Below are 13,366 nucleotides of genomic sequence, written 5' to 3'. Positions count from 1 at the left end.
ACAAAAACAGCGCTTTCCAAACCGATGGAAAGCGCTGTTTAATTACTCAAAAATCCGATAATCGTTGGGATTTAAGTTTGCCCCAAGTAAGAAGGTGCGGGCTTGTTCAAGATCATGCTCGGTAAATTCGATAATCTCGGAGGTCGTTTCGCGATCGGGGTTATCGGTCAAGGCCCAGATTGCCAGTTGTTTGCCCACAAACTCTTCGCTGCTTTGTAGCACTAAATAGTCAACGAGCCGTTGCAATTCTGGATCAACAAAGCCATCAAACGCATAGGTATCAGTTTCAGCGCCTGGATCAGCATACAATTCAAGGCTGTAGGCTTCAATAATTCCGTAGCGAGTTGTGGCCTGTTTGGTAATTAGCGCCTTTGGTTGGATATATTTATCTTCTAGGGTATCAACCCGACCTTCATATGCAATCAAGACCATATCTTCGTGATAGTCAGTTTGATTATCTAAAATTTGGCCAGCAGGAATCGTGATTCGAATCGAGCGATCAGTTTTGCCAGTGACGATCATCAACATTACGTCGCCTGATGTGCCTGAGTTTTTAAATTCTAAATCGATTAAGCCTTGATCGTAGGCTTCTTGGATGGAGAGCGGTTCGGCAGTGAGTGAACAGCCAGTAAGCACGATGAATAACAGTCCCAGCCCAATGGTGCGCAGCAGATACATATTCAACTTCCCTCAATTGCAGAATTAAACCAAGCATAGTCGGTAGCGTTGACCTATACTACCGACCAAAGACCGATCTTCTAGAGTTCGCGCAGCCCGATATCGTTGCGGTAAACCGCTGAATTAATGCGTAGCCGTTTGAGGTTGTTGTAGGCTTTGTCGTGGGCCGCTGCCAAACTTGAAGCCTGGGCAGTGACAGTAACGATTCGTCCAGCTTGGCTTGATAAACGAGTTGGCCCCATCGATCGCACCAGAATTGCATCGTTCAAAGCATCGCTGACCCCGCTGAATAAGCCACGTTTTTCAGGCATATGGATTTCGGCGGAGACATAGCGCAAGCCATTGGGGTTGGCGGTTTCATTTTGAAATGCGACGACTCCAGCATCAAGCTCGGTAACGCCATCAATCGCCATTCCAGTGTTAAAACTATGTGGATAGCCGTTGGCAACCATAGTTACGCTGACACTCGCCTCATTGCGCCAACGCAAAGCTGGTACATTTAACAGGCTGCGATTGTTGGCCGCTACCAAGAAGGGAAATAAATCGTCTTCGAGCAACGGCAATAAGACTTGCGCTTCAGGGTCACTCAAGGTTGTGCGAATCCGCAGCACTTGTGGTCCGCTGGCCGTAATTGCACAATCGACCCCTAAAATTCCCCACCAAGGCATTTTGTCGCGCAATAGCGCGGCGCGAATTGGCTCAAGAATGGCAGCGCTGAGATAATCACCGAGTTGTTTGAGAATTCCACTAGGCGTGGTATGGGCACCCATGCCTTCAGCTGCCCAGCCTTGATCATTATCTTCAAGTCGATCGTACATTCGAACCGCTTGCATTGGAATCAGGGTTGTGCCATCAGTAATTGCTGAAAGTGCCACGGTTGGGCCAAGTGCTGGTTGTTCGATCACTACGCCTCGATAATGGCCTTCGCGTGGCGGTAAGGCAAAAATGCCTGCTAAGGCGGCTAAGGCTTCGGCACGGTCGATATAGGCTCCATCATATTCTGAAGGATAATCACCCCATAACATGAGTGGCATGGGTTGTGAGGCCACATAGCGCTCAGCGGTTGCTAAATCGCCCAAGGCACGGCCAGTAGAGGTGGGAATTTGGTGGCGATTGAGAAATTCTTTCAGCCAAAGCCGCGAACGCTCAAGGACTGCCGAATGTTTGGGTGGCCCACAAACCGGAATTTTATAGGTAGCGGCGGCATCGGCCAAGCCTGCACTGAGATAACTGCCCTCAGCTGGAATAATCACTTGGAAGTGTTCGTCGTAGGCCCATTTGGCCAACTCGTTCATTTTTTCAATGTGCTCAGCATTTGGCACAAGCAAGCTTGTACCACCATTGCCTGGCATGGTTGCTAAACTATCAATCCGTTGACTATTGAACAACTTCCAAACATAGGCATGGGCTGCGCCATTTTTGCCAAGCACAAGTACTTTCATAGGCCTGAGGTGCTAGCGCGATTGCTGCTATTTGGGCTAACAGCAATCGCGTAATGATTAATTCAGTTGATCGGTTTAGGCTGCCGAGCCTTCACGAGCGGCAAAAACATGATAATCAATCGTGGGGAATGGATTATCAAGCTCGTTGAAGCTGGCGGTCAGTTCGGCCATCAAGCCAGCATCATTGGCCTCAATTGCATCAGCCAATTGATTGTAGCGATCAACATGCTCGTTGAAACGCTTGGTTGCGTAATCTTGAGCTTGACCAGTGGTTACCAAGAACGGCCAATCGCTGGATTGCAGCAAGAGTAACTCACGCGCAGTTTGGGCCAAGGCTTCAGCTAAAGCACCATCAGCCTGTGGATAGCTGGCGACCAAGCCTTCCATGCGCTTTTCGGCGGCATGAATAATTGGCCACATCCACTCGGTTTCAGGGTTGAGCCAAGTTTGGTGCGTGCCATTGGAACCCCACGAACTTTCGGGCAGGTTCAACGATTCACGCGGTGGATTGCTAGCGATATATTCCGAGGCCGTGGTGAGATCAATATCGGGATTAGCTGCCAAGCGTCGCAGCACTTCGCGCATCCAATCGACCCCTTCAAACCACCAGTGACCAAATAATTCGGTATCGTAGTTTGATGAAATCAGACCATAACGCCCAGTTTGGCCGCGATATTCGCTGATAACTTGCTGCACCAAGCCCGTGAAGTGATCGGCGTGGGCATGGATTTTATCGGTGACCCAATCGGGATGATAATAATCTTTATAGCCAAGATCAACTTTTGGCCCAGTGATTCGCCAATATTGCATGCCGCTTTCGCTATCTTTGCGGTGGAACTCGCGGTAGTTGGCCTCGCCGGGGTAGCCCCATTCAGCCGACCAAACCTGCAAGCCAGTTTTGTGATGGCGACCAATTGCCGCAACTTTGTCGCTCAAACCAACCAAGTAGGGTTGCAGCGTGCTATTGCCAGTTGGCGGAATTTCGCGGCTGACTGGCACGACATAGCGGCGCAATGTATCGCCATACGGCCCAAGAATCTTGCCTTCGGCCTTATCCATGGGTGCGCCACCCTCGATTGTGGTGGTTTCGACAAAGAAGCACTCGATGCCTTGGGCTTCGAGAAATTCTTCGATACCTGGCTTGCGCTCGGTTTCGCTTGGGTTTTCAGGATAATAGGCTGGACGATAGGCACACTCGGGCAGCCAAATAGCCTTTGGCTTGCGGCCATAGTGGCGTTCGTAGCTTTGCACAGCAACCGCAATTTGGGCATAAATCGTTGAATCGCGGCTGACCAAGGGCAAGTAGCCGTGGGTCGCGCCACAGGTGATAATTTCGATATAGCCAGCATCTTGCAATTGGCGGAAGGCTCCGACAATATCGCGGTTATAGCGCTCGATAAACGAACGCTTGATCATGCTGTACCAATCGCGATACCACATTGCCAAAAAGGCTTTATGTGGATCAGGCTGCTCGATCGGAGCAGGCTCTTCAACTTCTTCCTCGGTTTCTTCAGATTCCGCTTCGTCGTCTGCTTCGGCTTCGGTGCTGGCAGCAGCAGTGGCGCTCAGCAAACCAGCGTGAAGTGGGGCCGGAGCATCGCCAGCGGTCGAAGAAAGCAGTGCATCGCTTTTGGTGATCAAGCTTTCCAACTCTTCGCTGGAGAGCAGCGGAGTTGGTTCGGTTTCTGGTTCGGCAACTTGGGCGGCATCCCAAACTGCCTGAACATCGGCCAGCCGATCCATATCAGCTTGAGCTGCGGTGATCTTCTCGTCGAGATATTCTTCAAAATTGTGCAAAATGGTGGGGTCGGCCAGCTGCTCGGTTAGGATTGGCGTAATCCCAATCGTCAAGCGTGGTGTAACCCCATCGTTGATCAGATCGTTGAGCGCATTGAGTAGTGGAATATACGTCTCGGAAGCGGCCTCGTGAATCCATTCTTCACCGTGAGGCCAGCGGCCAGCCTTGCGACAATAAGGCAAGTGGCTATGTAAGACAAACGTGAACGCACCTTGTTTTGGCATAGATGCTCCTTCTTTGCGGAACATGCGGGACATGTTGCAGAGGTCGGTTCCCATTATAGCAGGTGTTCGCAAACAGGCGCTTAGCCAGAACTGTGCCGAGGTGTTTGATAGAGCGGGTTGTGAGCAGTATGCGTGATCCGTCCCTCTTAAGACCCCTCACCCCCTGACCCCCTCTCCCACTGCGGCGGGAGAGGGGCATTCCAAATGGTCATGATTGGGATGATACCCCCTCACCTCGCTGGGCGGGAGAGGGGGTCAGGGGGTGAGGGCATGCTAATCGACGATTAATCCCACCCAATTATTGTTAACAAGCTACCTGTATGGGCGAGTGGGTGTGAGGCTATCAAGAGCTAGTAGCGTGTGCCAACAGCAACGTTAATTGGCAGCACTGCATTAATTGCTGCTAGTTCAGCATCACTGAAGCTCATGTTGAGCGCAGCCATGTTTTCTTCGAGATAGCGCTGGCGCTTGGTGCCTGGAATTGGCACAATATCAGCGCCTTGGTTCAAGACCCATGCCAAGGCCAATTGAGCAGGCGTGATGCCTTTTTGGCTGGCCAGTTGCTCGATATGGGCAACTAACGCCAAGTTTTTGTCAAAATTTTCGCCTTGAAAGCGCGGCGAGTAGCGGCGATAATCATCGGCGGCAAAATCATCGACGCTGCGAAATTGGCCAGTTAAGAAGCCGCGCCCAAGTGGGCTATAGGCCACAAAACCAATGCCTAATTCGCGAGTTGTGTCCAAAATATCAATTTCTGGCTCGCGCGACCAGAGCGAATATTCAGTTTGCAAGGCGCTAATTGGGTGTACCAGATGTGCGCGGCGAATGGTTTCCGAATTGGCTTCAGATAAGCCGATAAACCGCACCTTGCCTGCTTGAACCAACTCGGCCATTGCGCCGACGGTTTCCTCAATGGGCACGTTGGGATCGACCCGATGCTGGTAATAGAGATCAATATAATCGACCCCGAGGCGTTGCAGCGACGCGTCGCAGGCCGCTTTGACATATTCAGGGCGGCCATTGATTGAGCGTTGGTTATTGGCTTCGCGTTGAATGCCAAATTTCGTTGCAAGGATGATCTGATCTCGACGGCCTTTGAAGGCTTTGCCAACCAATTGCTCGTTAGTAAAAGGCCCATACATATCGGCGGTATCGAAGAAATTGACCCCAAGCTCCAAGGCGCGATCGATTGTTGCCAATGATTCGGCCTCGTCAGTTGGGCCATAAAACTCCGACATGCCCATACAACCCAAGCCAAGCGGGTTAACTGTGAGGCCTTGCGTGCCAAGTGACCGTTGTTTCATTCCAACCTCCAAGTGAGTACACCAAACCGATATTGGCAGTCTACACCTTTGAGCGTGCTCAAAGTCAAGGGGTTTACGACAGCTTGTCAGTAATGGCTGAGCATGGTATACTTTTGGTGATTCGTTGGCGTTTTATGCCTTTATAATGAGATAAAACGCAATTAACGAAAGAACGGGATACACCCATGAGGGCAGTATGGCGGTATTTTAGCCTTTTTATGATTGGGATTTTCATTGTTGCTGGTTGTAGCACGACAAGCTATGATAACACCTTGTTAACCCCAGGGGCTACCGCTAATCCTCCCGCACGCACGCAACTGGTCATTTGGCATGGAGCCGATGCCCAACGGAGTGAACTTTTCACCCGATTGCTGTTAGAATATCAACGTGAGCATCCAAACGTTGTAATTCAAATCGTCAATCGTGGGGCAAACCTGCTACACGATTATCGTGCGGCCCTGCTTGAAGGCACACCACCAGACCTGATCTGGCTCAACGAAAATCGTTGGGTAGGGGAACTGGCAGATCAACAGCTTATCATCGATCTGACAGAACGACTAAGCGACGAGAACCTTGAGTCAATTGCGCCAGCTGCGCTTGATGGTGCCCGCTATGGCGAGAAATTATATGGCTTGCCATTGACGCTAGATCTACCTGTGCTGTACTATAATCGTGCAAACTTTGTGAGCACACCACCACAAAGCACTGCTGAATGGCTTGAGATCGCTCGCGGGTTTAGCGATGATCAAGGACAGTACGGATTAGCGTATAATTTATCGCTATACTTTACCCAACCCTACCTACCAGCCTTCGGAGGCACAATCTTCGATAGCACTGGCGAGGTCGTGCTGGGAACCCAAAGCTATACCCCAACATTACAGTGGTTGACGTGGGTTGACGAATTAGCCCAAGACCCACGCTTGTTAGCCCGTGATGATCATCGACTGGTAGCTCGCAGTGTGAGCCAAAACAGTGCGATCATGACGATTGACTGGGCAGATCAAATCGGAACCTATCGTCAATTGTGGGGGGAGAACGTTGGCGTGCAACCATTGCCACGCCTGAGCCAAACCGGCCAAGAACCGCAACCCTTTGTTCGGAGCAGCGTGCTTGTGATCAGCCCACGCAGCACCGAACAACAGCAAAACGCCGCGCTTGACGTGATGCGGTTTCTTGTGGAGATGAAAGCGCAAACGGCTTTTCAAGCCGCTGATATACCAAGCGTCCGAATCGACTTAGCCAGTGCCGATCCACTTTACACCCAAATTCAACTGGCAGTTAGTCGAGCCAGCGCTTGGCCCACCACCCTTCGTTTCAACAACGGATGGGATATCCTGATCGCATTGGTGCGTAATAGCTTAAATGGCGCACCCTTGGAAGAAAGTATCGCGAATGCCGATCGCCTGCTACGGAGCGAGTAGCCAACCCAGCATATTACAGTAACCGCTTGACAAGCAAGGGCTAAATTAGCCCGTTGTGGTGCGATCTGTAGTTGATATTTGGCAAAAGATGTAGTAGAATGGCGCAGACGGCCAACCCGCTGAAGGCTGATCGTTCCAAGCAAGTCATTCATTATAGATTCCACGCCGGCCTACGGCCTAAGGAGGAGTTGCATGGCAACCAGAACCGAAGAGATGGTGCGGCATCTCAAGGCACTGCAGATGAATACGCCTGACATCGAAGCCTCGGCGGTCGTCAGCGTTGATGGTCTCATCATGGCCTCGAATCTTCCGAACGATGTGGAAGAAGATCGTGTGTCTGCTATGAGTGCCGCGATGTTGTCTCTGGGCGAACGAATCGCTGGCGAGCTTCGGCGGGGCGCTCTTAACCTCGTCTTTGTGCAAGGCGAAGAAGGCTACGTTATTCTGATTTCGATCGGTGAAGATGCAGTGCTAACCGCCTTGGCGCAAAGCCGGGCAAAGCTTGGGCTGATCTTCTTGGACATGAAACGTACCGCTAACGAGTTAGCCCATCTCGTATAAGGCTGCCGACCTCCGAACGACCGTTCGCGGGCCAGAATCGGTTCTGGCCCCCTTTTTTGCTATAGGGTAACGCTAGCGTGCCATGTGCAGGTGGCCTGCTGGCGCTTTTTTTATTTAAGCTAGCGTTTGCTCGGTTACAATTTTGTGATAATTGGCGTTTTGGCTTGTCGGGCTGTGATAGTTTATGCTAGGCTAGAAGAGTAAATAGAACATAGAACATAGATGTAATGGTTTATCGCGTTAACAACGGCCAGCATTCCCTCACCCTCTAGCCCCCTTTCCGGCACGCGAGGCGAGGGGGAACCGTGCTCGGAGTGCTCCCCTCGCCCGCCGCAGTGGGAGAGGGGATGGGGGTGAGGGAAGGAGAACGGGTTGTTAATCCAATGAACCATTACACATAGAACATAGGGAATTTAGTTTTAACGCAGAGGTGCAGAGCGCTATAAGGCTATAGGCGTTGGACAATAGGCTATCGGAAATCGGTTGGAACCTGGAAATCAATAGCCAATAGCCTCATACTTCGTGCTCTTCGTGCCCTTCGTGGATCAAAATAAGGATCACCCGATCTCCAACAACCGATCCCCAATCCCCAGTTATAAAAGGTAGCTTGGTATGTTTGCAACGTTTGATCAGCGGCGGCGACGTGAATTTGGCTTGATTGTTGGTGGCACATTGGTTGGTATTGGCTTAGGTGCTGCTGCCGCATTTGTGCCAAGCTTTTTGGTCGTCGCTGGTTTGCTGGCGCTGTTGGTCGGGGCATGGTTTGCCCGTTCGATCCATTCGATGCTGACGGCCACAATCTTGGTTGCAACGCTCTTGCCATTTGGCACCTTGCCTTTCAAAGTTGGCCTAACTCCAGCCTTGCTCGAACTAGCCTTGTTGGCGCTGTATGCCATGTTGGTGGTGCGAACGTTGGCTGACCCTGCGCGTACTTGGCGTTGGGGGAGCCTCGCCCCATGGGTGATTTTGCTGCTAGCTAGTTCGTTTTTCTCCTTCATCATTGGCTCGAATGGCTCGCCTGATAGTTTGTTGCTGCATAATTATTTTAAATTGCTACTGGGCATTTGTTTGTTCTGGGGAGTACAAAATGCGCTCGATTCACTGGAACAGGCGCGTTGGTGGCTGCGATTGCTGATTTTGGCTGGCTGGGCGGCGGCGCTGCTAGGCATTGGCTTGCGCTTTGCCCCCGATGGCCTAGCTTTACGCTTTTTGACCGCCTTGGCTCCGCTTGGCTATCCGGCGAGTGGTCGAGTGTTGCGCTATGTCGAGGATGATCCCAGCGGCTTTGAGCGAGCGATTGGCACTTCGGTTGATCCCAATGGCTTTGGTGGGATGATGGCCTTACTAGGAGCAATTGCACTTGGTCAGGCCTTGGCGCAGCGCCCAGTCCTAGGCCGTAAATGGCTTTGGCTGATCACCGCCAGTTTTGCTTTGGCTGTATTTTTGACTTCCTCACGGGCTGCGCTGGGTGGCTTTCTGATTGCAGGCTTGTTTTTGGCAACCGTGCGCTATCGCCAATTGTGGTGGTTGATTGGGGCTGGCGGCATCGCTGGGGCAATTGCGATTGTGGGCTTGGGCAAGGGTGGCGATTTTGTCGAGCGGATTGTCGAAGGCATTCAATTCAAAGATCAAGCGAACCAAATGCGTTTGGCTGAGTTTCGTAATGCGATCGCGATTATGCGTGAGTATCCGGTGTTTGGGGTAGGTTTTGGCCGTGCACCCAACATTGATCTCACCACAGGCGTGAGCAGTGTGTATTTGGCGCTTGGCTCACGGATGGGTTTGGTTGGTTTAGGCCTCTATATATTAACTGCGCTGGCCTTTTTGGTGCTCACCACTCAAGCTGCACGCCGCTGCGAACGCTCGGTGAGCGATGCGATCATTGGGTTGCAGGCGGCAATTTTGGCGGCGCTAGCGGTTGGTTTGCTCGATCACTATTTCTTCAATATTGAGTTTCCGCATATGGGGACGTTGTTTTGGGGGGTGGTTGGCTTGGCAATGGTGTTTATGCGTGAGGCAAATATCGATCAGCAATCTTCACTATTGAAATAAAGCAGCTATGTATTTTATTCGGAATTCTGGTTCGGCATCATCTATGGGTTGACTGACCCCTGAAAACTGAAACCCTCGTTCATCACTTTTCCGTCCCGGCTCAAGGCGGGAGACGCAGGGGCTTTAATCCCCTGCGCCCCTAAAGAACAATTGGTAGCCATCAGGCGTTTTCCGCTGAAATTAGTAATCCGTAGATCTGATGTTTTGCCCCGTCGCTGGCTGCTAGCCCCTGATCCCTGACCCCTTATTCCGCTTATCGATCAAAATCTGGGTTGTAAATATGCTCGGTGGTGTTGCTCCACTGCTGGCCAGTTTCGTTGCTGGCAAAGCTGGCATTATTGATAATTTGGGTATAGGTGCCGCGAATCGATTCTTTGACGATCACATGGAAGGTGGCATCGATGCGTTGGTTGGGCTGCAAGACTGGAATTTGCCAGCCAATCGGGCCAGAGCCATCAGGGCTTGGTTGAATTTGGGGCGCTGGCAGGCTTAATCCCGTAAAGCTGGTCGCATTCGAAAAGGGATCGACGATTTGCACATTGGTCAGGGGCATATTGCCAGTATTTTGAATCGCAAGGGTATAGGAAATTGTATCGCCTGGCCGTACAAACCCATCGAAATTGGTTAGCCCATCACCACGATTAGCATCCCAAATAACCAATGAATTGAGCACAATTCGCGCTCGATAGACTGGCACTGGGGTTGGGGTTGGCGATGGTGTGGGCGTTGGCAGCGGGGTGCTAGCAACTTTAAATTGAATCGTTTTGCTATCGCAGCGCACGCCTGGGTTGGCAATATAGGTGGCTTTCATGGTGTAATCGCCAACTGGTACAGTGCTCAAATTCCAGGTATTGCCCGTAAACAAATAAGGGTCGATTTGCTCAATGTGGGTCATGGTCATCGGACCAGTCAGGCGAAACTCAACTTGCCATGGTGGTGCGCCAGTGATTTTCATGCCGATGCGAGCTGAGCTTTGCAAAATTGCATTTGAGCTGACCCCAACCCAACCCAGCAATTGGCCCGAATCACAACTGCGCAAACAATAATTGGTGCCACCATAATGATTGGCCGCCAATAAGCGTTCATTGTAACGTTGGTTCATTAAACTTGGCAGCACTGGCCCGAAGAAGGCGCTCATTTGGCCAGCACAGGCGTTTAAGGTTTGGCGATACGTGCGTTGGGTATTGGGGGGCAGTTGATCAGTTTGTGAGGCGAACAGCACCTGATGATCGGTCACAGCATCGAATTTTTTATAGACAGCCGTACCAACTTCGTAGGTACAAACGCTCGAACGATTGATGATAACAACTTCGTTTTCAGCGGTGAACCAAGCACCGAGATCACCCAACCCAGGGCAATCAGGTGGCGAACCTTCGCTATCTTGAGCGAAGCTAGCGTGCGGTTGACTGAGCACAAACGCGGCAAAACCAGCGATCATGAACGTCAATAGAGCAGGAATGCAGAGCGAACGTAGCCGCATGCTCCATTGCATAAAACACCATCCTGCGATGATTGGTTGGTATGTCGGTAGGACTATTATGACTCAGGCCTTAAGTCATGTCAATGACTAGCTAGCTATTCAGCCAAGCCGCTGATCAAATCTCTAGCAAGGATTAATCCTAGCCTAAACTCAATCGTGGAATATATCTTGATACAGGCCTACCAACCAGTCAAACGCAATCCAACTGGCAACAAGCCAGCAAAGAATCCAAAAAGAATACTTGTTAGTATAGCAACACTTATAGGAGTTGTGCAGTCTCATTAACAAGCGTGAGTCCCATTCGTTGAGACGACTTGGTACTCACCCCTAGAGGTGATAATTGAGCAGGATGCTTGCCTAAGGATTTAGCCTATTAGGATGGGCTGAACGCTGGTTGTGAAAGGAGTAGTTGTTGTCAAATAGATAACGCAAGGCTATAATAGCCAAGGTTTTGAGGCTAGCTATCGACGATTGTTGGCATGTGCCAACGCTACCTATAGATAATAAGGGATGCTTGTGAGACGTTTAATTCGAGCTTTGTTGATTGTTGCCACCATCGGCGCACTGGTTGTTGCGTGTGTTGCAACCCTGTTTTTGCGTGAGTTAACTCAGCCTGCTAGCGAGAGCAATATTGCCCAAGATTTTACAATTGCTCCCAGCGAAAGTTTGGCGGTGATCAGCAGCAATCTGGAATCTGAAGGTTTGGTGCGGCGGGCAATTGTTTTCCGTGTATTTGCTGATTTACGGAATGCCGAAACCGATTTGTATCCTGGCACCTACAAAATTAGCCCAAACATGACCATCAACCAGATTTTAGAGATGTTTCGGGTTGCGCCAGAAGTTCAAACCGCTGTGCGCTTTACCGTGCCTGAAGGCTTACGAATCGAAGAAATTGCCGCTGTGATCGAATCGACTGGCGTGGTTAGTGCCGATGATTTCTTGGCTGTGGCCAGCAATGGCTCGCAATTCAAGGCCGATTATAGCTTTTTAACCAGCTTGCCCGATAGCGCAACCTTGGAAGGTTATCTCTTCCCTGATACCTATGAGATTTTCTCCGACGCAACCAGCGAAGAGATTGTGCGCAAAATGCTCGATACCTTTGGGATTCGCTGGGCTGATTCGCCGCTAAGCAGCGCCACGACTGGACGTTCTGTCCATGAAGTGGTGACCTTGGCCTCGATTGTGCAGCGTGAAGCCAGCAATAACGAAGAAATGCCGCGAATTGCCGCCGCCTTCTGGAATCGCCTGAAACCAGAATTTGCTGGCAATCAGCTTGGAGCCGATCCAACGATTCAATATATTTTGGGTGAAGCGGGCAATTGGTGGCCCAAGCTTGATCAACTAACGATTGAGCAAATTAATAGTGCTGCTGGCCCTTATAACACGCGGGTCAACCCTGGCTTGCCACCTGGGCCAATTAGTGCACCTGGCTTGTTCGCCTTGCAAGCGGCTGCCTCGCCAGCCGACGAAGATGTAACCTATTTTGTGACCAAATGTGTGGCTGCTGGCGAACGCCCAACCCACAACTTTACCAACGACTACAGCGAATTTTTGCAATTTCAAGAAGAGTTTTTGGCGTGTCCCAAATAGCTGCGCTTGGCATCATTGGCGATCCGGTCGCCCATAGTCTTTCGCCTGCAATGCACAATGCTGCTTTGCAGGCGCTTGGCATTAATCAGCAGTATGATCGCTGGCATACTTCTGCCGCCGATCTGCCTGCCCGTGTTCAAAACTTGCGAGCTGAGGGTATGTTGGGAGCCAACGTAACCTTGCCGCATAAAGTGGCGATTGCAGGCTTGCTTGATCGCACGGTGGCAATTGCCCAAGAACTTGGTGCGGTCAATACGGTCGTGCGCGAAGCCGATGGAAGCTTGACAGGCCATAACACCGATGCTCCTGCCTTGCAAGCCTCGCTTCAAGCCTATGGCGCAGATCTCGCCAACCACCGAGCGGTAATTCTCGGCGCTGGTGGGGCGGCGCGAGCAGCACTTTGGGCTTTACGTAATGCAGGTTGCCAACAGATTAGCCTGATCAACCGCACGCTCAGTAGCGCTCAAGCCTTGGTTTTGCCGCATGAATTGGCTTTAGCCGCCGATGATCAGCGAGTGACCGCGCAACTTGCCAATGCAAACTTGTTGATCAACGTAACCTCGTTAGGTTGGAAGGATGCTGATCCTGCGCCGCTGGATTTGGCTCTGTTGCATGCTGACTTGATGGTGTACGATACGGTTTATCGCCAAACGCCGTTGCTGCGAGCGGCGGCAGCCTGTGGTGCGGCCCACTACGATGGCCTTGATATGCTGGTGCGGCAAGCAGGTTTGGCGTTTAGTTTGTGGTTTAAACAGCTTGCACCGCTTGAAATAATGCGAGCAGCAGCCCTAGCGGCTCTACAAGGATAATCAGCCT

10 protein-coding genes are annotated in these 13,366 nt (G+C 51.1%); 5 read left to right on the top strand and 5 right to left on the bottom strand.

All coding sequences use genetic code 11. The features are described from left to right. Positions 1-42 precede the first annotated feature (42 nt). From ABEB26_RS03775 to ABEB26_RS03760, 4 genes are all read right to left on the bottom strand, one after another. Positions 43-678 carry a hypothetical protein gene (locus tag ABEB26_RS03775; protein WP_345720615.1) on the bottom strand — a complete coding sequence of 212 codons (636 nt, stop codon included), beginning with the start codon at positions 676-678 and terminating at the stop codon, positions 43-45. Between the two features lie 80 nt (positions 679-758). Further along, positions 759-2,120, bottom strand: a complete 1,362-nt coding sequence (locus ABEB26_RS03770; protein WP_345720614.1) for a phosphoribosylamine--glycine ligase — start codon at positions 2,118-2,120, stop codon at positions 759-761. Between the two features lie 75 nt (positions 2,121-2,195). Then, complete coding sequence (locus tag ABEB26_RS03765; protein ID WP_345720613.1) at positions 2,196-4,142, bottom strand: 1,4-alpha-glucan branching protein domain-containing protein; 1,947 nt, start codon at positions 4,140-4,142, stop codon at positions 2,196-2,198. A gap of 350 nt (positions 4,143-4,492) precedes the next feature. Next, positions 4,493-5,446 (bottom strand): aldo/keto reductase, encoded by a 954-nt coding sequence (locus tag ABEB26_RS03760; protein ID WP_345720612.1) that lies wholly within the window; start codon positions 5,444-5,446, stop codon positions 4,493-4,495. 185 nt (positions 5,447-5,631) lie between these two features. Between ABEB26_RS03760 and ABEB26_RS03755 the strand changes: the two genes are divergently transcribed. The 3 genes from ABEB26_RS03755 (at position 5,632) to ABEB26_RS03745 (ending at position 9,480) form a co-directional block, all read left to right on the top strand. Next, entirely contained in the window at positions 5,632-6,867 is a 1,236-nt protein-coding gene (locus tag ABEB26_RS03755) for a sugar ABC transporter substrate-binding protein (RefSeq protein ID WP_345720611.1), read from the top strand. 192 nt (positions 6,868-7,059) lie between these two features. Continuing rightward, positions 7,060-7,428 (top strand): roadblock/LC7 domain-containing protein, encoded by a 369-nt coding sequence (locus ABEB26_RS03750; RefSeq protein ID WP_012191988.1) that lies wholly within the window; start codon positions 7,060-7,062, stop codon positions 7,426-7,428. A gap of 612 nt (positions 7,429-8,040) precedes the next feature. After that, complete coding sequence (locus tag ABEB26_RS03745; RefSeq protein WP_345720610.1) at positions 8,041-9,480, top strand: O-antigen ligase family protein; 1,440 nt, start codon at positions 8,041-8,043, stop codon at positions 9,478-9,480. A gap of 253 nt (positions 9,481-9,733) precedes the next feature. On the opposite strand, the gene ABEB26_RS26910 is transcribed toward ABEB26_RS03745, so the two are convergent. Beyond that, the gene (locus tag ABEB26_RS26910) at positions 9,734-10,972 is read right to left on the bottom strand and encodes a DUF7507 domain-containing protein (RefSeq protein WP_486348291.1); all 1,239 of its coding nucleotides are present in this window, start codon (positions 10,970-10,972) and stop codon (positions 9,734-9,736) included. A gap of 504 nt (positions 10,973-11,476) precedes the next feature. Between ABEB26_RS26910 and mltG the strand changes: the two genes are divergently transcribed. Beyond that, the gene (gene mltG, locus ABEB26_RS03735) at positions 11,477-12,550 is read left to right on the top strand and encodes an endolytic transglycosylase MltG (protein ID WP_345720609.1); all 1,074 of its coding nucleotides are present in this window, start codon (positions 11,477-11,479) and stop codon (positions 12,548-12,550) included. Then, on the top strand, positions 12,538-13,359 hold the full coding sequence (gene aroE / locus ABEB26_RS03730; protein WP_345720608.1) for a shikimate dehydrogenase: 822 nt from the start codon (positions 12,538-12,540) through the stop codon (positions 13,357-13,359). Before mltG ends, aroE begins: the two co-directional genes overlap by 13 nt. Positions 13,360-13,366: the final 7 nt, after the last annotated feature.

Origin of the sequence: Herpetosiphon gulosus, from assembly GCF_039545135.1 — a bacterium.
Lineage (GTDB): Bacteria > Chloroflexota > Chloroflexia > Chloroflexales > Herpetosiphonaceae > Herpetosiphon > Herpetosiphon gulosus.
This window is presented reverse-complemented; position numbering and strand designations above follow the sequence as displayed.